This is a genomic window from Haloarcula hispanica ATCC 33960 (assembly GCF_000223905.1).
Lineage (GTDB): Archaea > Halobacteriota > Halobacteria > Halobacteriales > Haloarculaceae > Haloarcula > Haloarcula hispanica.
The window spans coordinates 180371-204608 of sequence record NC_015944.1 but is presented as its reverse complement, the minus strand read 5'-3'; the positions used below and the strand labels follow the sequence as shown (position 1 = coordinate 204608).

Annotated in this window: 19 protein-coding genes; 10 read left to right on the top strand and 9 right to left on the bottom strand. The window is 59.7% G+C overall.

The window, feature by feature from the left end:
* Positions 1-2: 2 nt before the first annotated feature.
* From HAH_RS18205 to HAH_RS18190, 4 genes are all read right to left on the bottom strand, one after another.
* Positions 3-776, bottom strand: coding sequence for an electron transfer flavoprotein subunit beta/FixA family protein (locus HAH_RS18205; protein ID WP_014031172.1), 774 nt, complete (start codon positions 774-776; stop codon positions 3-5).
* Positions 777-819: 43 nt separating this feature from the next.
* Entirely contained in the window at positions 820-3354 is a 2535-nt protein-coding gene (locus tag HAH_RS18200) for a GcvT family protein (RefSeq protein ID WP_044952813.1), read from the bottom strand.
* 912 nt (positions 3355-4266) lie between these two features.
* A complete protein-coding gene (locus HAH_RS18195) occupies positions 4267-5577 on the bottom strand; it encodes a hypothetical protein (protein WP_014031170.1) in 1311 nt (436 codons plus the stop codon).
* On the bottom strand, positions 5574-6266 hold the full coding sequence (locus HAH_RS18190) for a hypothetical protein (RefSeq protein WP_044952811.1): 693 nt from the start codon (positions 6264-6266) through the stop codon (positions 5574-5576). The genes HAH_RS18195 and HAH_RS18190 overlap by 4 nt, the downstream gene beginning before the upstream one ends.
* Before the next feature lie 309 nt (positions 6267-6575).
* Between HAH_RS18190 and rdfA the strand changes: the two genes are divergently transcribed.
* On the top strand, positions 6576-7172 hold the full coding sequence (gene rdfA, locus HAH_RS18185) for a rod-determining factor RdfA (RefSeq protein WP_014031168.1): 597 nt from the start codon (positions 6576-6578) through the stop codon (positions 7170-7172).
* Between the two features lie 40 nt (positions 7173-7212).
* On the opposite strand, the gene HAH_RS18180 is transcribed toward rdfA, so the two are convergent.
* Positions 7213-9171 carry an archaea-specific SMC-related protein gene (locus HAH_RS18180; protein WP_023843005.1) on the bottom strand — a complete coding sequence of 653 codons (1959 nt, stop codon included), beginning with the start codon at positions 9169-9171 and terminating at the stop codon, positions 7213-7215.
* Positions 9172-9415: 244 nt separating this feature from the next.
* On the opposite strand from HAH_RS18180, the gene HAH_RS18175 reads away from it, so the two are divergent.
* The 5 genes from HAH_RS18175 to HAH_RS18155 are packed head-to-tail and all read left to right on the top strand — an operon-like array spanning position 9416 to position 13439.
* Positions 9416-10555, top strand: a complete 1140-nt coding sequence (locus tag HAH_RS18175; RefSeq protein ID WP_014031166.1) for a PTS fructose transporter subunit IIC — start codon at positions 9416-9418, stop codon at positions 10553-10555.
* 14 nt (positions 10556-10569) lie between these two features.
* Complete coding sequence (locus HAH_RS18170) at positions 10570-11046, top strand: PTS sugar transporter subunit IIA (protein ID WP_014031165.1); 477 nt, start codon at positions 10570-10572, stop codon at positions 11044-11046.
* On the top strand, positions 11043-11330 hold the full coding sequence (locus HAH_RS18165; RefSeq protein ID WP_008311983.1) for an HPr family phosphocarrier protein: 288 nt from the start codon (positions 11043-11045) through the stop codon (positions 11328-11330). Before HAH_RS18170 ends, HAH_RS18165 begins: the two co-directional genes overlap by 4 nt.
* Positions 11323-13008, top strand: coding sequence for a phosphoenolpyruvate--protein phosphotransferase (gene ptsP / locus HAH_RS18160; protein ID WP_014031164.1), 1686 nt, complete (start codon positions 11323-11325; stop codon positions 13006-13008). The genes HAH_RS18165 and ptsP overlap by 8 nt, the downstream gene beginning before the upstream one ends.
* Complete coding sequence (locus HAH_RS18155; RefSeq protein ID WP_014031163.1) at positions 13005-13439, top strand: PTS fructose transporter subunit IIB; 435 nt, start codon at positions 13005-13007, stop codon at positions 13437-13439. Before ptsP ends, HAH_RS18155 begins: the two co-directional genes overlap by 4 nt.
* Before the next feature lie 53 nt (positions 13440-13492).
* On the opposite strand, the gene HAH_RS18150 is transcribed toward HAH_RS18155, so the two are convergent.
* Positions 13493-14254, bottom strand: coding sequence for a glycosyltransferase family 2 protein (locus tag HAH_RS18150; RefSeq protein ID WP_014031162.1), 762 nt, complete (start codon positions 14252-14254; stop codon positions 13493-13495).
* A gap of 327 nt (positions 14255-14581) precedes the next feature.
* Between HAH_RS18150 and HAH_RS18145 the strand changes: the two genes are divergently transcribed.
* Both HAH_RS18145 and HAH_RS18140 read left to right on the top strand, forming a co-directional pair.
* Entirely contained in the window at positions 14582-15898 is a 1317-nt protein-coding gene (locus HAH_RS18145) for a glycosyltransferase family 4 protein (RefSeq protein WP_014031161.1), read from the top strand.
* On the top strand, positions 15891-17813 hold the full coding sequence (locus HAH_RS18140; protein ID WP_023843004.1) for an alginate lyase family protein: 1923 nt from the start codon (positions 15891-15893) through the stop codon (positions 17811-17813). The genes HAH_RS18145 and HAH_RS18140 overlap by 8 nt, the downstream gene beginning before the upstream one ends.
* A 78-nt stretch (positions 17814-17891) precedes the next feature.
* Here the strand turns inward: HAH_RS18140 and HAH_RS18135 are convergent, their stop codons facing one another.
* The 3 genes from HAH_RS18135 to HAH_RS18125 form a co-directional block, all read right to left on the bottom strand.
* The gene (locus HAH_RS18135; protein WP_014031159.1) at positions 17892-19091 is read right to left on the bottom strand and encodes a glycosyltransferase family 4 protein; all 1200 of its coding nucleotides are present in this window, start codon (positions 19089-19091) and stop codon (positions 17892-17894) included.
* A 30-nt stretch (positions 19092-19121) separates the two neighbouring features.
* Entirely contained in the window at positions 19122-20270 is a 1149-nt protein-coding gene (gene wecB / locus HAH_RS18130; RefSeq protein WP_014031158.1) for a non-hydrolyzing UDP-N-acetylglucosamine 2-epimerase, read from the bottom strand.
* A 129-nt stretch (positions 20271-20399) separates the two neighbouring features.
* Positions 20400-21371 carry a glycosyltransferase family 2 protein gene (locus HAH_RS18125; RefSeq protein WP_014031157.1) on the bottom strand — a complete coding sequence of 324 codons (972 nt, stop codon included), beginning with the start codon at positions 21369-21371 and terminating at the stop codon, positions 20400-20402.
* 430 nt (positions 21372-21801) lie between these two features.
* On the opposite strand from HAH_RS18125, the gene HAH_RS19400 reads away from it, so the two are divergent.
* Together HAH_RS19400 and HAH_RS18110 are read left to right on the top strand one after the other, a co-directional pair.
* The gene (locus HAH_RS19400; protein WP_014031156.1) at positions 21802-23187 is read left to right on the top strand and encodes a glycosyl hydrolase family 28-related protein; all 1386 of its coding nucleotides are present in this window, start codon (positions 21802-21804) and stop codon (positions 23185-23187) included.
* Positions 23188-23295: 108 nt separating this feature from the next.
* Positions 23296-24213 (top strand): alkaline phosphatase family protein, encoded by a 918-nt coding sequence (locus tag HAH_RS18110; RefSeq protein WP_023843000.1) that lies wholly within the window; start codon positions 23296-23298, stop codon positions 24211-24213.
* The last annotated feature ends 25 nt before the right edge of the window (positions 24214-24238 follow it).

Genomic DNA, 24238 nt, shown 5'->3' with positions numbered 1-24238 from the left:
AGTCAGATCACCTCCAGGTCGTCGCGGAGCAGGTCGACGACTGCGGGTACGGCGTCCGATCCATCGCCGAGCACCTCGGCCGAGCCCTCCGTGCTCTCCGGCGCTTCCAACCGGACTTTCTCGATACCCCCGTCGAACTCGCTGGCGACTGGGTCCTGCCGCCCGATCGACTGTTTGCGCGCCTGCATCTTGGCGCGCATCGAGGCGTAGCGGGGCGTGTTGAGCCCCTCCCTCACGCCGACGGCCGCTGGCAGGTCGAGTTCGTACACCTCGGTCCCACCAGTCACGTCGCGCTCGGCGACGGCCGTCCCGTCCTCAATCGTCAGGTCTGACACGCCCGCGACGAACGGCACGTCCAGCCGCTCGGCGACGCGAACCCCGACCTGGTGGTTCGCCACGTCGGCCGATTCGTTCCCGAACAGGAGGAGGTCGAACTCCGGATCGGTGCCGGCGTCGCCGCTCAGAGCGTCTGCGAGGGCGGCCGCCGTTTCGCGGGGCCGCCACTCTTCCCCGTCAGTTTCCAGCAGCGTCGCCTCGTCGGCCGTCATCGCGAGCCCGGTCCGGAGCTGTTCGTCGGCGTCCACCGATCCGAGCGACATCACGGTGGCCGTCCCGTCGTGGTCGTCGGCCACCTGAATGGCCTCCTCGACGGCGCACTCCTCGTGGGGCGATATCGTGAACCCCAGATGGCTCGTGTCTATTCGCTGTTCGTCGTCGGTCAGTGTGATTTTCGCGCCGGTGTCCGGCACGCGTTTGATGCAGGCTACGGTGTCCATGTCGTGTCTCCCTCGTTCGATTGCGTTCGGTTCACTGGCTGTGCTAGCTCCTGATGCGCTCGTTCTCCGGGTCGAACAGCGGCCGGCTCCCGACGACTTCGACCGTCACCGGATACTGCTGGCCCATGTACTCGACCTGGAGGCTCCGCCCTTCCTCGGCGTGGGACTGCGGGAGGTACGCCATGAGGAGGTGCTTGCCAACGCTCGGGCCGGTCCCGGCGCTGGTGACGTACGACCGACGACCCTCGTCGTCGACCAGAACGTCCCCGTTCTCATCGAGGACCGGTTCGTTCCCGAGCATGAAGCGGCGCTCGCCGCCCTCTGGCGCGTGGTCGTCAACGGACAGCGTACATAGCGTGGCCGTATTCTCCTCGTCGATAGCCTCTGCGTAGGCTTCCTTCCCGATGAAATCGGCGTCCTTGACACCGTGGAAGGTCAGCCCCGCTTCCGCCGGGTTGTACTCCAGTTCGAGTTCGTGCCCGAACAGCCGGTACCCCTTCTCCAGGCGGCCGGTCGTCCCGTAGACACCCATGCCGGCCGGCCGGACATTGTGGTCCTGGCCGGCCTCCCAGAGCACGTCCCAGAGCCGGCGGCCCTGACCCATCGGGGCGTAGATCTCCCAGCCCTGCTCGCCGATGTAGGAGAGCCGCATCGCCCACGCGTCGACCTCGCCGACCGTGATTTCCTGTGCCGTGTACGGCTCGAACGCGTCGTGGGACATGTCTTCCTCGGTGACGCCCTCCACCATATCGCGGGCGTTCGGTCCCCAGACGCCCAGCGTGCACAGCGACTCGGAGCGGTCGATCATCGTCACGTCGGCGTCGTCTGGGATGTGGCCGCCGAACCAGGACCGGTCGGACCCGCCCGCCGCGCCGCCGGTGACGACTCGGTAGTGCTTGGGGCCGAGTCGGGCGATTGTCAGGTCCGAAACGAAGCCGCCGTTTTCGGCGAGAATCGGCGTGTACACGGTCTTGCCGACGTCGACGTCGATGCGGCCCACGGCCATCCGTTCGAGGTAGTCGACGACGTCCGACCCGCGGAAGTCGAAGATGCTGAAGCCCATGTCACCGATCATCGACACGTGCTCGCGGGTGTGGAGGTGTTCCGCGAGGATGTTTGGCGACCACCACCGCGAGTCCCACTCGTTCGGCCGTCGGAACTCGGCGAGTTCGTCCTCGTACCGGTCCAGCAGGTCGCTGTTCGACTCGTACCACTGGGGCCGTTCCCAGCCCGCGGCCTCGAAGAACTCCGCGTCGAGGTCGGCCTGCTTCTCGTAGAACGGGCTCGTCCGGAGTTCCCGCGCCGACTGATACTGCTCGGCCGGGTGGACGATGTCGTATATCTTCTGGAACCCTTCGCTGGCCCGGTCTTTGACGAACGAGCGGGAGTTCCCGTACTCGTAAAAGCGGTTCACGTCGGCCCCGTGGAGGTCGATATCCGACCAGCCACGCGTCATCCACTGGGCAACCGCCTCGCCGATGGCCGGGGCCTCCTTGATCCAGATCGCGGCACACGACCAGAGCCCGTCGACGTCCTGCAGCGGGCCCAGCAGTGGCGCACCGTCCGGCGTCTGCGAGAGCAGGCCGTCGATCTCGTGGCGGATGCCGGCTTCGGGGTCGTCGAGGAGTTCCGGGACGATCTCCAGCGCGTCGGCCATCGACTGCTCGAAGGCGTCGTCGGTCAGCGGTGGCTGCGTCGGCGACAGCGGCGCTTCGTCGATGGACGGGATGTCCTCGACGTCCCAGAGTATCGGCCGGTGTTGATACGACCCGACTTCGAGGTCGTTCCCGTGCTGGCGCTCGTACATCTGGGTGTCCATGTCGCGGACGACCGGGAACGAGATTTCGCCCTCGTAATCCTCGAAGAAGGAAATCGGGCCGACGCTGACCATCTGGTGAACCGCCGGTGTCAGCGGGATCTCGACGCCGGCCATCTCGGCTAACTTCGGGCTCCAGAGCCCGGCCGCGATGACCACCTCGTCGGCCGTGACGGTCCCGCGGTCGGTCTCGACGGCCGCTATCGACCCGTCTTCGACGTGAAGGTCGAGCACTTCGGTGTTGGGCGAGACGTGCAGGCCGCCATCAGTGTACTCGTCGGCCCGCGCTCGCATCACTTCACCGGCCCGAAGCGGGTCACACGTGCCCGCCCCCGTGCTGTAGAACCCCGCCTTGACGAGGTCAGTGTTGACGTAGGGTACGAGCGCTTCGACTTCCTCGGGGGTCAACAGCTCCGCCGGTTCGCCCCACGCCTTCGCCGACTGGATTCGGCGTTTCAGTTCCTCGACCCGTGCCTCGGTGCGTGCCACTTCGATACCGCCGCTGTTGGTGAACGTGTCCATGTCCTTGTACTGCTCAATGCTCCGTCGGGTGAGGTGGGTCATCTCCTTCGAGTGTTCCACCGGCATCAGGAAGTTCGAGGCGTGACCCGTCGACCCACCGGGGTCGGGAAACGGCCCCTTGTCCAGAATCGAGATGTCTTCTCGCCCCATCCGGGCGAGATGGTACGCGAGACTGTTTCCGACGATACCGCCACCGATGAGTACTGTCTTCGCCGCTGACGGCAGCGAGTTCGAACTCATCGCGGTCTCACCCGTATGCTGGCGGACCGAACTGTACTCTCGCCGCTCGTGGTGATAGCTCTCAACATCATCCGTTTTGAGCGTGGCCCCTTTCCGGAAAGAAGCAAGGACCACAGTTCTGCGGCGATTTATATACCACTGGGACGAAGACCGCCGGAAATCGTTCGTTGTTCAGGGAGTCAGCAGCTACAAACCCCTGTTTCTGTTCGGTAGTCGCGTCGACGGGGCCACGCTGACGTTTCAGAGTCGGAGGGACGGGCAGAATACTCATTCTGTAAAAAAACCAATGGTATGAGTTTTGTGCCGTCCGTTGGAATGGTTCCGACGCGCTCTCTGGTCGTCGTCTCGGTCTCCGGATCGAAGGTACGCATGACCGGTTTCGACCCGGCCTGAGAGTCCTCCGTCAGTTGGGTCGCAGTATCGTATTGATGTGCAGGCTCCTGTTCCCGGGAATCCATTACAGCCAAACGGGATGACGTGACGTACCACGCCGCTGTCCTCACTACCCCGTGCTCGAATGACAACGGTAACGTCATGATTTCACGCCAAGAGAGATCACCGACTGTTACTGTCGTGTATTATACCCGCTGAGTAATACCAAGAGAGCAGGCCGAAGTCATTGCCTGAACCTTGAGAGTCCGCTCTGTCACCGGTCTCCCGACATCACTCGCGCTGATAGCGGTGGGTGCTGCTTCGGTCCCGATTTCTATAGGGCGGTGCAGTTCAGGAAGAGCGACAGCCCATTCGATGTCGGGCTGGCCGTCCACGGGGCCGAGAATAACAATCGTACCAACATTAGCTCACAGAGCCTATCAGTATCAGAGGGATATTGTGAAGAAGGAACTACATAACAGTGTGGCGGCGCGTGGTCGACGATCGCCGAAGCAGTTGTGGCGCTGTTGTCGTGCCGTTTCAGTCGGCCTGCAGCGCCCGGACTGTTTGGTGCGTCGCTGCCGACACTGAACGGGCGAGTGCCGTCGCGTGCCAGTAGTCCGCAACGCTTCTATCGAGCGTGGTGGCCGATATCTCTCCTTGATGATGTGTTAACTCACGGTCAGCGGCCATGACCTTGTGGCCGGCGTCGACGAGAACTGTCCGGGCCAGTGCTGACCGTGAAGTCGATTCAAGGGCCGCGGTGAGTGCACCGTACGCGGTCTGTCTGATGTCTCGAACCGTTTTCGCATCCGATGGCCGAGCGAGTTCGTCCGCCTCCCGACGTGACTGAATGCGGTCAAGCGCTCGGAACCGGGCGATCTGGCTGTTCGCATCGACAACAGCGCTCGCGGGTCCGACGGCATCAGTGAGGCGGCTGAGACCGCTCTCCACCTCCCAGCGGAGTTCGTCCACAACCATCTGTCCCGGAGATCGCTCGTCAGCGGCCGTTTCCGGCGGCAGGTCCGCCTGCCTGTCGCGGATGTCCACAAGCAGTGTTTCTGCTGCATCTGTCAGCGTCGGCCTGACTGTCCCAGCATCGGATGGAAGCGAAGCAGCGAACCGCGCCCGCAGGTGGCGAGCGTCGTCGAGATACGCCTGTGCCGACTCGGCCGTCTCACCCCATTCGGCGACCGACAGTAACTCCGACTCTTCTCTGGGTAGGACGTCCATGTCACTGGCCCGCTCCAGTCCCGTCTCGATACGGGCGTGGACTAGCGCCGCGCGCACCGGGTCAATCCCGATGTAGTCATGCTTCTGCCGGGTTTCGTGGGCCGCAGACACGGTCCTTTCGTGCTCGTTTCGGAGCGGAGCAGCGGTACGGCCACTCTCGACAACACTCCACCCCGCAGCGGCGTAGCGGGCGTTTTCGCGAGCGCGACGCAACGACCGGAGCGCCATCAACCCGGTTCGGGCCGTCCGCGCATCGTCGAGGCCGTCTGAGGCGTCACTGGCGGCATCTGTCAGGTGCTGTCGGATGTGACCGTTCGGGATTTCTTCGGGGCCCAACGGTGTGGGAAGCGTCGCTAGCAGCGAGCGTATCCGCTCCCTCGCGGCGTCGAAATGCTCCGCTGTGATGTCGACCGGGATCGAAGGAGAGACAGGGGATTCTCGCTCTTCGTCGCGCGGGACATCGGGCAGATTGTAGGCATCGATAGTTGCCTCGCGTTCCCCACCCAGACTGTCGATACTGCTACAACCAGCGATAGCACTGGCCCCAACCAGGGCGAGCACACCACGGCGGGTCATCCGACCGGACTCCCCGCCCGTCGCGGACGTGTCGTCGGTCATGCCTGCTCACCACCAGTCTGGGTTCGGCGGTCGCTATCCGAGGCTGACCCGCCCCCGCCCTCGCCCTCGGCATCGACTCGCTGGCTGTCACAGGCGCTCCCACCGATGGAGGAGGAGTAACTGGAGATGTCGTCGGCGTTGACTGTATCGGGAATCCGGATGAACCACACCGCGTACACCTTGTTGCCTGCTGTGCAGGGTTCGTCGTAGGGGCGACTCACTCGGCCGTAGTCGGTCGAGACGCTGTTCGTCGTCCAGCTGACCTGACAGAGCGTTAGTCGAAAGCACTCCTCGATCATCACGTTCTGGACGTAGACGGTTTCCGTGTCGAAGTCAGTCTCGTCGAGGAAGGTTTCGACCAGCGAACTGTCCACGTCTCCGGCGACGGCGAGCCGGTCCGCTTTAGATTCCGTATCGATAATCTTGGACTCCAATCGATGGGAATGCTGGCTTTCGGTTGGCCGACCGTCTCCATCGTCGAGCCAGACAGGCTGCCGGTCGGCGTCAACGCGTGTGACAACTGCCGCCGGGTCGGACTCCATGCCAGCTCTCGGAGCGGTCGAGCCATCGTTTTCGGAAGCGGTGCGTGTTGATTCGTCGCTGCCCTCGAACATTCCACTACAGCCGGCCAGCATCGTCGCTAGCCCGCATGCGCTGTGGAGGAGGGTACGTCGAGTGGAGGGGACCATCGTGTAATTTCCCGCTTGTAATGTCAGGTATAAAATTCTCGTGGTAGATGGACGTTACCGAGAGCGTACCAGATATCCCGAAGAATAGATCGAGGAGCGACTTTCTATCGTATTCGGTACTTGTATATCTGCGAATTCAGGCCTTATGTAACTATATTCGGCTCTATTGGCTTATATTATACACATCCGCGGTCAAATACATCCCTGTGAGTGATGTCTTCTGGAACCAAGAAGTATGGCTGCTAAGTGGTGGAGAGACGCAGATATCGCAACAAAACGGCTAAACCGGATCGACGCGTTCTGGCGATAATGGGGTCAGCGCAGTCGAAAGTCGCACAGTTGATCGAAACGTATGGACTGACGTCGATGGGAACGGAACTGGAGCACGCGTGGCTCGGGAAGAATAGGGAACGGCAGAGTCTCCGTGACCTCGCTGATCGGTTCAATCAAGCGCTGCTTGTGGCTGCAATCCGCAATTCGGGCATGGACGTCATCGACGGCGAACCGGCGAACTTCTATCGACTCCTGACGGACGACGACGTCAGTGCGGGCAAACGGATCGAAGCGCGGAACCGACTCGAACGGGCAGGTATCGACGTCGATACGCTGGAAAGCCAGTTCGTCACGTATCAGGCGATTCGGTACTATCTCACAGAGGTTCGTGATGTGAGCTACGAGCCTGAATCCGAAACTGAACAGGTCGAGCAGGAACGCGGGACAATAGACCGCCTCCGCAGCCGCGTCGAGACAATCGTCCGGGACACGGTCGACCGACTGAACACCGCTGACAAACTCACTGTCGGCGAGTACCGAGTGTTCGTGAGCATCGATATTCGCTGTCAGGACTGCGGGACACGCTACGGCATCAGTGACCTTCTCGACCGCGGCGGCTGTGACTGTGAGTGAGCGCTCAGTAGATTCGGTCTTTGGGGGGACCACAACAGGATCAGATATCCGTAATCCGGTTGTAACTATCCGGAAGCGCCTGCGCGTCCTCGGGGAGCAACGCGACGACGAGATAGGTGGGGTACTCCGCGAAGTACTCGACGAGCGAGGCGATGCGCTCCGCATCGATGGCTTCCAGTGAGTCAAGCAGCATGAACGGGACGTCCTCGTACACGTCGTGGACGAGGTAGCCGGCGAGTGCGAACACGAGCCCGGTCACTTCCCGCTCACTCTCGCTCAGATGGCCGACAGTGTCTTCGTAGACAGTTCCACCGTCGGTACTCCTGACGACGTGGAGCGTGAACGTCGATCCAGTGACGCTGTCGTCGCTGTTATGGACCGGGTCATCGGGCGTGTCGGTCCGTTCGAGCCAGATCCGTTCGATGTTGCCGTAGCCGAGAATATCGAGCAGGTCGTCCATCTTCTCGTTGAACTGGTCGGTCGCCTCGGCTTCGAGGCGGTCGATACGTGACCGGAGGTCGATCAGCTCGTCAACCACGTCTTCCCGTTGGGCAGCCAGTTCGTCGTTTCGGCGGATGTCCGACTCGATGTCGGCGATCTCCTCGCGTACCTCGTCTCGTTCGGATTCGAGCCGGTCCAGTTCCAGCTCCAGTTCGTTCGCTTTCGTATGGAGTTCGAGCACTTCGTCGAACTCTTCGGTTCGGAGCGAGGTGACCCGCTCCTCGAGTTCCTCGACGCGGGCGGAGAGGTTGTTGCGTCGCTCTCGGAGGTCGACAACAGTCGTCTGCCGGCGCTCGATTTCGGCGTCGACCTCCTCAATCGTGGCGGTGAGTTCTCGCGCTCGCGTGCGCGTCTCCGCAATTTCGTCACGTCGGTCGGTCAGTTCGTCGAGTTCATCGTCGATATCGTCGATCTCCGTGACCGTCTCCTGAAGGTGGTCACGCATACTCTGGAGCGTCGACTCGATACGGTCCGGTTTCACTCGCGAGCCACAGGTCCAGCAGGTCGTCTTTGACCCCTTATACAGCTGGTCCGTGATGTCACCCACACTTTCTGGCTTTGCGTCGATAGCGTCGGTTATCTCCCGGTGCTCGCCGGACAGCAGTTCCTCGTTGAACCCGACGACGTTCTGCAGTCGGGTGGTGTACTCTGAGAGCTCTCGTTTGCGCTCTCGAAGCCGGTCGATGTCCGATTCGAGCGCTTCGAGTCGCTCGTCCGGCGATTCCGGAAGCCCGGATCGTTCGACCGCGAGGCTCCCTCGCTCGTCGCGCAGTGCCGCGATACTCTCCTGTTCTGACTGGATATCGTTTCGCACACGTTTCAGTTCGGATCGAGTCGCCTGGAGTTCATCGAGGGCCGTTTCGAGTTCGTCCCTGTTTTCCTGGGTCGTCTGGAAATCCACGTCCCGCTCGTCGATTCGGTCCTCCACGCGCTGGAGTTTGTCTCTGGTCTCAGTGATCTCGTCGCGCAGAGTTGCCTGTTGCCGTTCGAGATCCGGGAGGTCACGCTTGAGCGACGCGATACGATCGAGTTCCGCATCGATCTCTTCCTTGCGCTGTTCGGCCGCACGTATCTGTCGGTGGATCGACGCCACGTCGACGGGCCGCATAATGATCTCGCGAAGGTCCTCACCCCGCTCGACGGCTCGTCTGGCCTCGTTGTCTTCGAGCAGGAACGCGAACAGATCCGCAACCGTCGGGTCAGTGAGCAGGCCGAGGCCCGACCCGGTAACCCCGTTGTCCGTTCTGGTCAGTGTTTGGGTGTACGTCTCCTCCCCCAGTGAGAGTTCGACGTGCCCCTGGTCGGCGTCACCTTTGATGCTCGCCCACTCGCTCCCGTGAGCGGACATCACCGCCTGTAGAAACGATGTCCGATTAGTCGCGTTCCGGCCTCGGAGCACAGTCACCCCTGGTGGGACCTCGACTGTCGTCTCGTCGATCCCCCCGATTTTTTCGACGGTGAACGTAGCCACCTCCCCAGATACCGAGAGTGAACCCATATTTCGGTGTGTGCGAGTGACGGATATAAGCACTATGGCGCGTGTGGCACCACACATTCCGATTTCTATCCCAGTAGTTGCCTGCGGCTAACAAGCATATGTCTGTTATTCCAACGGATTCGCGGATCTAGTTCCGTGCAGAAACAATCGCCTAAATCCAGATAGCAAACAATTTCGGTAAATAACACTCTCAAACGTGTACCTTTATATTACACAATGGGCGTAGCTGTCGGTGTCGTTGACCATGACAGATCAAGACCGGGCCGAGAGTGCGCTTCGCGCCCACGTAACCTCCGTCAAGGAGGACCTGATGACGGGCGTATCGTTCATGATCCCCTTCGTGACTATCGGGGGTATCTTCCTCGCCGTCGCGTACGCGATAGGGGACACACAGACAGTGTTCGAGAACACCGGCTCGGCAGGCTGGTTCCTAGCACAGGTCGGTACTGCCGGGCTGACGATTATGGTTCCGATTCTCGGCGGATACATCGCGTATGCCATCGCCGACCGTCCGGGACTCGCCCCGGGATTCCTGCTGGCATACATTCTCCAGCAAGGGAACGTCGTCGCCGAAGCGGCGACAGTAATCGGTATCTCCGGCGGCGAAGCCGGTGCCGGCTATCTCGGCGCAATCGTCGCTGGGCTGCTGGCCGGGTACGTCGCGCGTTTCTTCAAGAACCTCGACGTCCCCGAGTTCATCCAGCCGATGATGCCGGTACTGCTGATCCCTGTCGCGACAATGGCGGTTCTAACGCCCATCATGCTGTTCGTGCTGGGCGTCCCTGTCGCACTCGCCAACGAAGCCCTGACCTCTTTCCTGCAGTCGATGCAGGGCGGCCAGGCTATCGTCGTCGGCCTCATCCTCGGCGGGATGATGGCCTTCGACATGGGTGGTCCCGTTAACAAGGTCGCTTACGTGTTCGCGACTGGGCTCATCACGGAGGAGATCTACGCACCGATGGCCGCGGTGATGATCGGCGGGATGGTTCCGCCGATCGGCCTCGCGCTCTCAAACTTTATTGCACCGCACAAGTACGCGGCCGAGATGTACGAGAACGGAAAAAGCGGTGTCGTGCTCGGCCTGTCGTTCATCACCGAGGGCGCGATTCCGTACGCAGCCGCGGACCCGCTGCGCGTCATCCCGGCTATTGTGGCCGGTAGCGCTGTCGGCGGCGCGACCTCGATGGCCCTCGGCGTCACGATGCCCGCACCCCACGGCGGTATCTTCGTGGTCCTGCTTTCGAACCAGCCACTCGCATTCCTGGGCAGCATCCTTCTGGGCTCACTCGTGACGGCCGTCGTCGCGACGGTGATCAAACCGGACTTCGAAGACCGTATCGACGCCGGGGCGGAGACGAGCACCACGCAACCGACGGACGACTAACTACGGAGACTACAATGACAGACGCAATCGCAGCGGACGACATCGAAGAACTGATTCCGGCCAGCCACATTTCGCTGTCCGAGCCACCAGCCGAAAAGGAAGCGTGTATCGAGTTCTTGCTCGACCTACTAGTCGACGGCGGCAAGGTCGAGGACCGCGACCGCGCACTCGACGCGCTGCTGGAACGCGAATCGGAGACCACTACGGGCGTCGGCATGGGGATCGGGATTCCACACGCGAAGACTGACGCTGTGAACCGCCCGTCACTGGCATTTGCTCACTCCGAAGAAGGCGTCGACTTCGGCTCGATGGACGGCGAGCCGGCGACGCTCATCTTCATGATTCTCGTCCCGGAGGCCGGCGGCGAGGAGCACCTCAACATTCTCAGTTCCCTCTCGCGGGCCCTGATGCATGACGACGTTCGGGACCGACTCCACGAGGCAGAGGACGAGACGACCGTTCAGGACGCACTCCGGGAGGCAATCGCATGACGGTCGAGCGCACTGTGACGATTGTTCCGGAGGCTGGCCTGCACGCTCGGCCGGCGTCGGCGTTCGTCCAGGCGGTCAACGACCACGAGGCCGAGGTCTCGGCCGGTCGTCCGGACGGTGACCTCGTCCAGGCGGCGAGTATGATCGCAGTCACCAGCCTCGGCGTCGGACAGGACGACGACATCAAACTGGTCGCCGACGGGCCGGATGCAGAAGCAGTGCTCGACGAACTGGAGCGGATACTGACAACGCCAGAGGCGGAACTGGACACTGACGATGGCTGAACGCACGCTTCACGGTACCGGTGCGACACCGCGCTCCGGCGTCGGGTCGGTTGTCTGGTACGGCCGAGACATCTCGCTCCTGGACCCGGACGGCGTGGAAGTCGATCCCGAAATGGAGGGCGAGCGGTTCGCCGACGCCGTCGACACCGCCCGAACCGAACTGGAGTCCGAGCGCGAGGCGACCGCCGAACGCGTCGGGGAACAGGAAGCCGCGGTGTTCGACGCGCACATCCAGTTCCTCGAAGACCCGACCATCGAGGACGCCGTCGAGACGATGATCGGCGAGGGGCTTCCCGCACCGAACGCCGTCGATGCCGCCTTCGGCGAACACATCGAGCAGTTCGAAGGGATGGACGGCCGGATGGCCGAGCGCGCGGACGACCTCCGTGACGTGCGTGATCGGCTCCTCCGTCTGCTGACGGACGGGGAGCGGGTCGACCTCGGCGACCTCCCCGAGGGCAGCGTCGTCCTCGCCGAGCGGTTGACGCCCAGCGACACGGCACAGCTCGACCCGGAACGCGTCGCCGGATTCGCCACGGTCACCGGCGGCCGAACATCCCATGCGGCGATTTTCGCCCGTTCGCTGGCCCTGCCGGCGGTCGTCGGTATCGGCGAGACGCTCGAATCCGTCGAGGGAGGGACAGAAGTCGTGGTCGACGGCGACGACGGGACGCTGTTGGTCGGTCCCGACGACGACGAGCGAGAGGCCGCAGCGAGCGGGTCTGGGGCAGCTATCGTCGACGAGTCCGTCGAAACCACCGACGGGAAACACATCGAGGTCGCGGCGAACATCGGACAGCCAGCGGAACTGGACCCCGCAGCACAACGGGGTGCCGACGGCGTTGGCCTCTACCGCACTGAGTTCCTCTTCCTCGACCGGGAGACGCCGCCGTCCGAAGACGAGCAGTACGAGGCCGTCCGCGAGGTGCTCGACACGTTTCCGGACGGCCGCGTCGTCGTCCGGACGCTGGACATCGGCGGCGACAAGCGAATCCCCTACCTCGACCTGCCGGCGGAGGAAAACCCCTTCCTCGGGGAGCGCGGCATCCGGCGCTCGCTCGACCCCGACTCGGATCTGTTCGCCACACAGCTCCGTGCGCTGCTGCGCGCCGCTGCGGACGGGGCTGGAGACCTCGCCATCATGTTCCCGCTGGTCGCCACCGTCGAGGAACTCGACGGGGCACTCGATGCGCTGGACGCAGCGGCGGCCGACCTCGAAGGCCGTGAAACCGAGGTCGCTGACCCCGAAGTCGGCGTGATGATCGAGACGCCAAGCGCCGTGTTCATGGCCGAGGAACTCGCCGCACGCGTCGATTTCCTCTCCATCGGGACGAACGACCTCACGCAGTACGTCATGGCCGCCGACCGCGAGAACGAGCGCGTCGGCGACCTGCACGACCCCACGCATCCGGGCGTCCTCCGCGCAATTCGTCAAACAGTCAAGTCGGCCCACGACGAGGACGCCTGGGTCGGGATGTGCGGCGAGATGGCCGGCGACCCGGACCTGACGGAACTGCTCGTCGGCCTCGGCCTGGACGAACTCAGCATGAGCGCCGTGACGATTCCGGAAGTCAAGACGGCCGTCAGCGAAACCGAGCACAGTGCCGCGAGCGAGCGCGCAGACCGCGCCCGACTCGCCGCAACGCGCAGCGAAGTTCACGACACACTAGAACTATGAAACTCGTCGCAGTCACCTCCTGCCCGACTGGGATCGCACACAGTCAGATGGCAGCCGAGAACCTCGAACAGACAGCCGAAGAACTGGGCCACGAAATCAAAGTGGAAGTCCAGGGCGCGATGGGGGCTGAAAACGAGCTCTCCGAAGCGGACATCGAGTCCGCCGACGCCGCCATCATCGCCTCGGACACATCGGTCAGCCAGGACCGGTTCAGCAATATTCCGCTGATCAAAGGCACTGTTAAAGACGCCGTTAACGACGCCGAAGGGATGATCGCTGACGCCATCGAGGCCGCCGACGGCGACGTGCCGGACACCGAAGTCGACTCCGACGGGACCGAGTCCACGGAGACGGGGTCCGACCAGCAGCGCCGCCGCGGCGGTGACCGCTCGAAGAGCCTCGTCGCTCGGCTGAAGCGACTGTTCAGTTGAGACGGTCCCACTGTCGTCTCTATCGTGGTTGGTTCCGGTCGCACGTCCCCGATCTAATCGGTCTCCGCTGTAGTCAGGTGGTCCGAACTCGCCAGTTCATACGTCAGGTAACCGTGGAGCATCCCGATATTGCTCACGACCTGTCCGACGGTGCTGATAATCGATTTCGACACGGTTGAGTCGAGATAATATGTCGGTATCAGTATGAATCTCATAATCCGCCTCGGAACGTTTTCGCCTCTGATCTTGTAGTACGGAATGGACTCTTTACCGTGCCGGTATTGTTTTTCTAAATAGTCCGGAATGGATTCGGCGAACGGGTGTTCGACCAGCAGATCGGGCGAGTACCACACGGTGTAGGATTCGAAAACACGATCTATCAGTTCAACCTCTTCATGCCCGTACGGGAGACGTTCGTCAAACCCACCGACATCTTCCAGCACATCGCGGCGAATCGCCATATTACAGCCGACGACTGTGTCAGTAACGTGTCCATTATCTCCCTGATCGTATTGGCCAGACAGGCCGCGTGTGTATGGGGATCCGGTGTCGTGGATACGACCGGTAACAGCCGGATATTCGTCCAACAGCTCGGAAACGCGGTCGAAGTACTCGCCTTTCGGGACTGAGTCGTCGTCGAGAAAGACTAGTTTCTCCCCGTTCGCCTCACGGATCCCCTTGTTTCTCGCTGCTGCAGCACTGCCTTCGGTACAGACGAGGATCTCGCCCTCGACAGCGGCGTCCACCAACTTCTCTTCCCAACTGAACTCTATGTTGGGGTCCAGCGTAGGGATGATGATAGATAGTTCCGGCATTTTTGACACACTTGTATATCCAATACCTTGGTTAGCGACTCTAAATACATCGGCAGGCTGAATGGATGATATTTAGGGAGTGGATGAAATCTGTGCTGACCGTCGTCTCGAACTGTAGGCCGTAACTAACAAATTCAGTTCATTGAGAGGATACTGACAGATGTTTACGTATCGTCCCGGCCGGTGCCGTCTGCAACGATTTTTCCGCCATCAAACGCCAAAGCGAACTCCCGGCCAGAGGGATTCCCGAGGAGAGAGAGCTGATGGTAATGTGACGCATCGAGCCGTCCAAATCACCGTCGAGACGCTTTCTCGGAGGTAGTCCAGATGTCAGAGAGAACACGGCAGATCGGAATTATTTCCCAGCAGTATCCCCCCGACAAGAGCGGCCATGCTTCACGGATCCAGAACATGGCGACCAACCTCGATTCCCGGGGATGGGACGTTGAGGTGGTTGCACCACCGCCGTGTTTCCCACACGGTTCGTTCGACCGGGACTGGTACCGGTCGAAAGAGATTCGACAACAGGACGTGACAGTGCGCCGGCTCTGGGCCTGGCAACCGACCGAACCGAACCCGGGAATCGTGTCTAGGCTCGCCTACTATGTCACCTTTGCACTCCATGCGTTCCTGTGGCTCTTGATAACTCGGCGACGGTACGATGTCGTTATGACGACGACGCCGCCGATTTCGACCGGGCTTGCGGGTTTTGTCACGGTGCTTACGAACTCCCTCTGGGTGGTAGATGTCCGCGATCTCTGGATCGATGCGTCAGTGTCGCTGGGATTCATTCCCGAAGATGGGATCATAGAGCACGGCAGCCGGTATTTCCAGCGACAGGTCCTCCATACGTCGGATGCGATAGCAGTGACGACGGAGACATTAGGCGACCATCTCTGTGAGCAGTACGGTGCCGCGCTGTCTGAAAAGCTCCTGTTGGTTCCAAACGGCGTCGACATGGACCGCTTCGCTTCGACCAAATCGGGCGATTCGGTGGTGGACAGCGACGACCCGGCTATCGTCTACGTCGGTAATATCGGCCACGCACAGGCGCTCGATGAGTGTATCCGAGCGATGGGGCGGCTCAACAACGATGCGGAACTCTATTTGATCGGCAGCGGCGACGCAGTCCCGCACCTGCGGGAGGTCGTCACGGAGGGAGGCGTCGAAGACGCCGTTGAGTTCACCGGCCCGATACCTCACGAAGCGGTTCCAGCAGCACTCGACGACGCCGCCATCGGTATCGCGCCGCTACTCGACGACTCGGAACTCGACTACGCCATGCCGACGAAGGTGTACGAGTACATGGGCGCTGGACTACCAGTCGTTACGACTGGACAGGGTGAGCTCGAACGGTTCATCGAGCAGTCCGGCGGTGGTATTCACACTACGCCTGATCCCGGCGGTATCGCAACTGCGTTTGACAGCTTACTCGCCTCAGAAGCCAAGCGCCGCGAACGGGGGCAATCCGGGCAAGACTACGTCAGTCCGACCTACGACCGGAGCCATATCGCCGTCCGTTTCGATGACCAGATACGTCAGCTTATGGACGGTACGTCGACGGCTCCAGCTGGAGAATCGAACCGAACGGACATCGCGCTTGACCACGGAACGACAACCGACGCCGGACCACGGAATGAGTGATACGACGCTCACCGCGCTGTTGGACCGCGACCGAGTGCCGTTGCTGTATCACACTGCACGAAACATGCAGCCCCGGCAACTGGCCGGGATAGCGGAGCGAAAGCTCCGTCATCTCATCGTGCCAGCGGTTCCAGTCGATTTCGACGCTCGCTACGAGGGGTCGGTTCCGGCATCACTGTCCGGCGCACCCGATCCCGTTGCGAGAAACACTGCTTTGCTCCGTGACGCATTACCCTCGTCAGGACAAACCGATTTCCGCGAGTTGTCACAGGGCATCGCTGCCGGCGAAGTGACGTTCAGAAATCGGACAGTGACAGTCGAGTCCGCGTCCGGCGTCGACTGGGTGGGGGCTGGTGTGCCCGAACCGTCGACGCTGTGGGGGCTCCAGTTTCATGGATTCGCGTTCCTCATGTGGCCAGTGTTGGGGTATCAGTCGCCAACTGACTGCACCGCAGTCGAAGAAACCCTCGAACAATGGCTTCGTGATTGGGACAGATCGGGGTCAAACCGGATCGGTCAGCCGGCGTATTTGCGTCGCTCGTGGACGCCCCACGCGGTTTCGCTTCGGATCCTCAATCTGGTCAGATTCTATGCCTGGGCTGAGGACGTGCTTGAACCGCCTCACTCGGCACGGCTCCGAAAGCTCGTTTACAAAAACGCCGCGTTCCTCTCGAATCACGTCGAACACGATATCGGCGGGAACCACCTCATCGAGAACGGTGCGGCGCTGGTCATGGCCGGTCTTTTTTTCCCCGAGTCCGGCCAGCAGTGGGTCAAACAGGGGCTAGATGTGCTCGTCGAAACGGCCGAACAGTTCCGTGCGGACGGCGGCCACTTCGAGCGCAGTCCGATGTACCACGCTGTGACGGTGACGCGGTATCTGACTGTCATCGACCTCCTGAAACGAGTCGGTCGGGAAATCCCTCCGGAGGTTCAGCGGGTCGCGACTGCGGGCGTTCGGTTCCTCCGTGACATGGAGCCACCCGACGGACGCCTACCACTCCTGAACGACTCGGTGTTCGGTCTTGCCTTGCCTCTGCAGAGCTGTCTCGCGTATGCCCGTGCAGTGGGCATTGAACCGACCGATGAGACCACATCCGCGCAGAACGCGCCCACTGCATCGGGGTACTACTGGCTCGGAACCGGTCGGAGCCGCCTCCTCGTCGACGGTGGTGCAATCGGCCCGCCGCATCTCCCCGCCCATTCGCACAACGACCACTTCGCTGTCCTCTGGTGGGCCGACGGGCAGCGGATCCTCACGGACACGGGAGTATTCGAGTACCTGCCAACGACGGAGCGCCAGTACTCACGGAGTGTCGAAGCGCATAATACGGTTCAATACGACGACGTAGAGCCCATTCAGACTGGGGGAAGCTACTTGTTCGGCCGTCGAATCGAACCGGAAGTCGCGTACGAGCACCGCGATGGTCTGACGTGCTTTGATGGCCACTATCGAACCGAGTCCTCGTCACAGCCACAGTACAGTCACCGCCGGCACATCTACGGATCTGACACGTGGTGGCTCGTCTGGGACACTGTCTCGGCCGAAAAATCCGCTCCGATACGGAGTCGATTGCACCTAGACCCGGCCGTCACTGTCCGGTCGACACCGTCCGACGGTCAGCAGCATCTGGTCGTCAGTTCCCTAGAGGGCGGTTCAGAGACCGGAATCGCACATATTTACCCGCTGGATACAGACCGAATTATCCGCGACCAGCGTCCGTACTATCCCGAGTTTGGACGCTCGATGCCACGGACGGGCATAACCCTTCGGACGGATGGCTCGGACGTTTCGTTTGGATTTCTCTTGAGCACGGACGATATTGATACGGTAGACGTAACCCGTGACGGAGACGAGGCAACGGGGGTTCAGGTGGGGACCGTGTTTCAGCCACTCACATCTATCGAGGACTGACACCGTCCGGTGTTCACACCTCTGTAATTCGTTTCGCTCTTCGCGTCCGAGTTTCCAGTATGGTCGTCTGGGTCGCTCTTATGTCTGCAGGCCCTTGCCTTCGAACTCCGCGTACAGTTCCCGAACGCGGGTAGCGTACCCGTCCCAGGTCCAGCCCTGATTGACGAGTCGCTGGTGGCCGTTCGACCCCAGTTCTGCTAACCGGTCAGAATCGGTGGTAAGCGACTCCAGTGCATCGGCAAGCGCGGTCGCATCGCGAGGCTGGATGAGTACGCCGGTCTCTCCGTCGACGACTTGCTCGGAAACACCACCGATATCCGTCCCTAACACGGCGGTTTCAGCCGCCATTGCCTCGTAGATAACTGTCGGTCGGCCTTCTGCGCGACTGGGTAACACTAACAGGTCAGCGACGGTCAGCCACCGGCGAAGCGCCAGCGATGTGATGCCCGTATAGACGTGGCGGCCACTGAAATCACTCTCTGCCAGCGCCGCTTGAAGTTCCGAGCGCTGTGCCCCACCGTGGCCGATGAAGACAAACTCGGTATCAGGAAGCGACAGTTCCGGGAGGACAGTCGTTACCTCCGGGATACCCTTTCGTTCGCAGAACTCGCCGACGAACAGTGCCACGGTGGCGTCAGCATCGATGCCCAGTTCCCTGCGGAGCTGTGACTCCTGGTCAGTGGGATAGCGCTCAGGGGTTGCGCCGATAGGGACGGTCTCGACTTTCTCTGAAGAGACGTGGGAGCGAGCGGTATCAGCGAGTGCATCACTCACACACAGCACTTTTGAGCACGCCGTGAGCGTTTCGTCGACCCGTGACCGGACACCCCGAGCGAGGTCTTCGTAGTTGTTCATGAAATGACCGTGTGAAACGACAAACAGCGGAACATCGTGGTTACGACAGTACGGCAGTAACCCGTACCCGTCAAGGTAGATGTGACACGCCTGAACGAGGTCGGGCTCCTCAAACGTTTCATCAACGTATTCCGAGACTCGCTTTGCGAACGAATCGCCCGAGAGGCCGTAGAACAGTCGCTTTGGGAGGAGGTACCAGAACCGGGGGTGGTGCACGTCGTATCCGTCCCACTCCTCGACAGATGGCAACATGTTGTACTCCGATTTCGGGCCAACAGGCGGTGCAAAAGGCCGCGGCGCAACTGCGTCCACGGACAGTCCACTGTCCTGCAATGAGCGGATAATTCGATGGTTGAAAAGGCCGATATACGGATTGATACTGTCGGGATGATTAACAGCACTAGCCAGAACCCGTGACACCATTAGTGAACAACTCGATAGACGCGGGCTAAGTTATGGCTCCTTTACTCCGCCACTACTGGCCGCACGCTCCTGGGGTTGTCTCGTGCGGTGTGACGCATCGAAGCCGAGGTCATCCAAGATGTACTCGGATGCGTTCCCGTCGCCGAAAGGCAGCTCCCAGTCGCCAACCTTTGGCCGCATCTGTCGGGCACCGGCGACAATATCATCCGGCCGATGGCCGACGATACAGTTCGCACCAGCAAACACAGTCTCAGGCCGTTCGGTTCCGTTCCGGAGGGTGACACACGGAGTGCCCAGCACACAGGTCTCTTCCTGAACACCACCGGAGTCGGTAAAGACCAGCGAAGCCGTACTCTCTAGCCGCAGGAAATCGAAGAAATCCAGCGGTTCGACTGTCCGAATACAGTCCGGAACCGAGAGATCGAACTCCTCAAGCCGGTCTTTCGCACGCGGATGGACGGGATAGATCACGTCGTTTTCACGGCGTGTTGCGGCTGCTGCCACGCCGAAGAGAATATTCGCAAACCGGTCTCTGTCGTCGACGTTCTCGGCGCGATGGGCTGTCAGCAGGTCGAATTCACCCGGTGAGAGGTCGAGATCTGCCAGAATCGAACTCACCGACGATGACGTGTCGTCATAAGCCATAACAGCATCGACGATTGTGTTTCCAGTGACGGTAATCCGATTATCCGAAATCCCTTCCTCCCTGAGGAGGTTTGCGGTCTCCCCTGTAGGTGGATACAGGTGATCGACCGCATGGTCAATGATGATCCGGTTTCGCTCTTCCGGCATATCACGGTCGTAGCTCCGGAGTCCCGCCTCGATATGTGCCACTTCGATATCGAGTTTACTTCCCGCGAGCGCGCCAGCAAGCGTGGAGTTCGTATCGCCCTGCACGAACAACACGTCCGGGTCTGCGTCTTTCAGGTGCTGTTCGATGCCGATTACCATCTCACCGGTTTGCTCTCCATGACTTCCCGATCCGACATCGAGGTTGACCGCTGGTGGGGCAAGGTCAAGCTGCCTGAAAAAGACCGTGTCCAGGGACTTCGAGTAGTGTTGACCCGTATGGATAACGATTGTCGATACGTCACGGCGATCACATTCCTTGATGACTGGCGCGAGCTTGATGATTTCCGGCCGGGTTCCGAGGACGAACGCCGCCGTCGCGTTCGCCACTAACTCTCACCCCCGCCGCAGTATCGGCCATGGGACAGGTCACTAGACATCATGTCTTCAAGACAGGAATTCGTGGGCTTTGTTATGGAGTGCTTTTCCCGAGACAACACAGTTTGAACGAAATAGTATTTAGCTGATAGGTACGAGGCGATGCGGGAGGATTCGTTTGATGTGCTGGCTGATTCTGTGAGTCGTTCGACCGCCAACAGTAGTTGCAGCGTAAATGAGAAACGTGGGTTCAAACGGATACAGAGCAAGTGCCCGGAAAAAATATCGTCGAGCCATGTCGTAGTATCTCGCATTCAGCGATGCGTTTCCGACCCGGTAGGCAGACCAGGCTAACATTTTCCGTTCGAACAGCGGTCCGTAACTGGCCGCGAGGTCGCGGTACTTTTCGATGAACAGCTCATAGCTCTCTTCGAGGACTTCGTAGTCATCAGAAATACGATTGTGGGCGCGACGGTCGTAAATGACGAGCGGTTCGTCGACGGCGGCGAACTCACATTTCGTCGATGCCGCCACGTACCATTCCAGATCCGCCCATCGGGGTATCGTCTCGTCGAAGGGGGTCTCCTTGGCGATATCCGAACGGACCATGACCGAAGACTGTGTCCCGACGACGTTCCGACAGAGCAACGCCTTCGTCATATCTCCGTCTGGCTGGTCTGGTGCCCAGACTCGGGTAACGCCCCCGTCGTCGTCCACTACTTTCCGTCCAGTGTAGACGACACCGACTTCGGGACCGCTGTCCTGAAACGCATTGACCTGTGTGGCTATCTTTTCAGGATCCCACCTGTCGTCGTCGTCTAAGAAGGCGATGTACTCGCCCGAGGCGACCTCGATGCCGGTGTTCCGAGCGGCGTTTGCGCCCTGGTTCTCGGCGTGCCTGTGGATCTCGAAGCGTTCGAAATCCGGATCTCGGTCGTTGAGAACATCGTCAGCAGGAGTCGGTGAGTGGTCGTCAACCACAATGAGTTCAATCGGATCGTATCGTTGCGCAGTGACTGTGTCAACAGCCTTCTGTAGGAATTCCGGCCGGTCATAGGTGGTTATTACTACCGTTACAAGCGGATTCGCCGAATGTCCCTCGTTTTCGGTCATCGGTTCGGTAACTGTGTTATCTGATGTCTTGGGCCCCTGAAATCGCCTGTAACCGGTTGATGCAGGCTGTGAAGGTACGACACTACGACCACCGTTCCTTATCGTATGAACGCTCTTTCATGGCTACCGTAGTTTTCTCAGGACACATCATCGGAGCAACTGGTAGCTGAGAATTCGCTGTTGTGGAATTTAGTTATATAAACGCTACCCGAACAGTGAGGCAATGAAAACAGTATCTACTACAGGTATCCCCAAGTACGCTCAGTATATTTATTACTGCGAGTCTCCTTCTCTCTCGTAACATGGTGAACACTTTGGGGGATATCACCAAGCGACAACGCGACTCTCGAAGATACTCTATCCCGTATTTGGGCGATATAGTCACAGCTCTCTCAGCTTTCTGCAGTAACAAGGGCAAAACAGTTTGTAAATGCCAGACAAGCAACTAACCCGTCGGAGCCTATTAGCTGCTCTGGGGATCTCTGGAACTGGCATAGGACTGTACGCGATTGACTCAAGCTCTCGGGGCGAGAACAGGAATCAACCATCGGATGGTGACGACAACAGTCCCACGCCCAGTCCTAGTCCCAGTACCGACAGCAGTCCGAACGACCAGACACCACAACAGCAAGAGACGCCTGTGGTTGCCGATGTAGTTGAGTACGGAGCAAGCGTCGATGGAGAGACTGACGATACTGCCGCGATAAAACGGGCCATAGATGCTGCCGCACCGGACGGAATAGTTGAGTTCCCTCCCGGAGAAGTGCTGATAAGTCCACAGCGTGACCTGCCGGGCGCTATCACTCTTGACCAGAGACAGCAAAACGTCACGCTCCGCGGTCCCGAACAGGAGACAGCAAGACTCGTCATGGCACCCGGACAAGATGGAGTCCATTATGGACTACACATAACACCGAGAACAGGTAGTGAAGATGACGAGATACGTCTCGAACATTTGACTATTGATCTCAACTCGGATAAGCAAAGCGGCGTCGGAACCGCGATTAGAACGAACGGCGCTGATGGTCAGTTGGCAATGCGGGATTGTGTGGTCACTTCGACACGCAACTCTGGCGTGAAGATGGTCGGTGGGATGGATGCTGACATCAGATACTGTACGTTCAAAGACAACGGGGACGAGTCCTACGCCCATGCGATCACTCCAAACCAGACCGCTCAGAAGACCCAGACGGTGATTAAGAACGTCTACTGTACCAACCAACGGGGTGTCTCGATTGATGTAGGGACAGACGAAAACAAAGATCTACAAACAGTCCGAGTCGAGGAGTGTATAATAAAGAATAGTTTTGGAGCGCTGAAAGTTGATCCCACAGCCGCCTCAGTGAGCGTAACGAATACACAGATGCTTGGCGACGCAGAAACACGGATTCCGGTTAAAATGAATCCGTTTGACTTCTATATGGCTGACATACGACTCGATAACGTTCTGATAGACGGAGGTGGCTGGCCCGGCCTGGATTTACCGAACCGCTCTACGCTCCAACTCAATGAAGTTGCAATAAAAAACGTGGACAAAAACAATGTTGAACGAGGGAATGATAGAGGAGGGATTCGAACGGAGAAACTGGACTTCGGAACCTCTGGGCGGATCTCGATTCATAACGTTGGGACGGACAACAGCGGGCCCGCTTTGAAAATATTCGAGGGGTCGGGCTCGATTGACGAAGTCATTCACGACGGGACAGGGGGCCTCGGCCGAAACGACGGTGTAACAGTGGCACGCGAGACTCAGGGAGGCGACCCACTAGAGCCGGATGTAGTATCCGAAAGTGATGTCGGGCCACGGACGAAGTGATTTGTAAAAATAACCTCTCAGTGATAATGGCCGTCCGTCCGATATAGACTATCCAATCAAGGTAGGAGCTTAATAATTAGTAGCACAAACTGAGTGGCAAATTGACATATGGAAGTACTCGCAAGTCTCCGGGATAATCCGGAATTCCTTCTGCAAGCGGTAAGGGATCCGGGCCTTATTGGACTTGGAATTAATAAGATGTACTATGAGTTTACGGGGGGTGTGGAGTACAACACTTCCGGGACCGATATCATCGCCGATGAAGACTGGGACAATCTAATTCTACTTGATGCGTGCCGGTATGACGCCTACACTGCAACGACCCCGTTTGTCGGCCCGATAGAGATGCGTGAATCTCGGGGAAGCACAAGCAGACAGTTCGTCAGAGGGAATTTCAATGGGAAGCGATTGCACGACACTGTCGTAATCTCCGGTAACCGATGGTATCTCGACCTCCAGAATAGCGACGACTTCGACTGTGAATTCCACGCGTACTATGATGTAGAACGAGATGCAGCAGACGGGTTTGTCCCCAGTGCGGAGGCCGTTACTGAGGCCGCGCTGGATAAGATCGGACAGTATCCGAATAAACGCTTGGTGATTCATTACATGCAACCGCACCATCCATATATCGGAACTGATATCGACGGATTCGAACAGAAACGGGTGGATATGCGTGAGTATGTGCGGCGAAGTTCAGTTGATACGGACACTATCCGAGCAGCGTATCAGGATAACCTCCAGTATGTACTAAAACACGTTCAGCGCCTTGTCGAAGAATTAGAGGGAAAGACAGTTATCAGTGCAGACCACGGCGAGGCGCTCGGAGAACGGCTTTCACCGTTTCCTGTTAGTTGGTTCGGTCATCCGATCAGAGTCTACACTGACGAGCTGGTTCAGGTCCCGTGGCACGTCGTCTCGAATGAGTCACGACGAACGATCAGATCGGAATCGCCGCGGAGCCAATTGACAGATATCGATCAAGCAGAGATCGAACAGAGTCTCAAGGACCTTGGATACAAATGAACGGTCGACCACCTCGTGGGTAAGA

What these genes read in the sequence shown, in the direction of transcription:
- HAH_RS18145 (WP_014031161.1), top strand. Translation starts at nt 14,582, where the DNA reads ATGTCAGAGAGAACACGGCAGATCGGAATTATTTCCCAGCAGTATCCC.
- HAH_RS18165 (WP_008311983.1), top strand. Translation starts at nt 11,043, where the DNA reads ATGACGGTCGAGCGCACTGTGACGATTGTTCCGGAGGCTGGCCTGCAC.
- HAH_RS18155 (WP_014031163.1), top strand. Translation starts at nt 13,005, where the DNA reads ATGAAACTCGTCGCAGTCACCTCCTGCCCGACTGGGATCGCACACAGT.
- HAH_RS18140 (WP_023843004.1), top strand. Translation starts at nt 15,891, where the DNA reads ATGAGTGATACGACGCTCACCGCGCTGTTGGACCGCGACCGAGTGCCG.
- HAH_RS18195 (WP_014031170.1), bottom strand. Translation starts at nt 5,577, where the DNA reads ATGACCGACGACACGTCCGCGACGGGCGGGGAGTCCGGTCGGATGACC.
- HAH_RS18125 (WP_014031157.1), bottom strand. Translation starts at nt 21,371, where the DNA reads ATGACCGAAAACGAGGGACATTCGGCGAATCCGCTTGTAACGGTAGTA.
- HAH_RS18205 (WP_014031172.1), bottom strand. Translation starts at nt 776, where the DNA reads ATGGACACCGTAGCCTGCATCAAACGCGTGCCGGACACCGGCGCGAAA.
- HAH_RS18170 (WP_014031165.1), top strand. Translation starts at nt 10,570, where the DNA reads ATGACAGACGCAATCGCAGCGGACGACATCGAAGAACTGATTCCGGCC.
- HAH_RS18180 (WP_023843005.1), bottom strand. Translation starts at nt 9,171, where the DNA reads ATGGGTTCACTCTCGGTATCTGGGGAGGTGGCTACGTTCACCGTCGAA.
- HAH_RS18110 (WP_023843000.1), top strand. Translation starts at nt 23,296, where the DNA reads ATGGAAGTACTCGCAAGTCTCCGGGATAATCCGGAATTCCTTCTGCAA.
- HAH_RS18200 (WP_044952813.1), bottom strand. Translation starts at nt 3,354, where the DNA reads ATGAGTTCGAACTCGCTGCCGTCAGCGGCGAAGACAGTACTCATCGGT.
- HAH_RS18190 (WP_044952811.1), bottom strand. Translation starts at nt 6,266, where the DNA reads ATGGTCCCCTCCACTCGACGTACCCTCCTCCACAGCGCATGCGGGCTA.
- ptsP (WP_014031164.1), top strand. Translation starts at nt 11,323, where the DNA reads ATGGCTGAACGCACGCTTCACGGTACCGGTGCGACACCGCGCTCCGGC.
- HAH_RS18135 (WP_014031159.1), bottom strand. Translation starts at nt 19,091, where the DNA reads ATGGTGTCACGGGTTCTGGCTAGTGCTGTTAATCATCCCGACAGTATC.
- HAH_RS18175 (WP_014031166.1), top strand. Translation starts at nt 9,416, where the DNA reads ATGACAGATCAAGACCGGGCCGAGAGTGCGCTTCGCGCCCACGTAACC.
- rdfA (WP_014031168.1), top strand. Translation starts at nt 6,576, where the DNA reads ATGGGGTCAGCGCAGTCGAAAGTCGCACAGTTGATCGAAACGTATGGA.
- HAH_RS18150 (WP_014031162.1), bottom strand. Translation starts at nt 14,254, where the DNA reads ATGCCGGAACTATCTATCATCATCCCTACGCTGGACCCCAACATAGAG.
- HAH_RS19400 (WP_014031156.1), top strand. Translation starts at nt 21,802, where the DNA reads ATGCCAGACAAGCAACTAACCCGTCGGAGCCTATTAGCTGCTCTGGGG.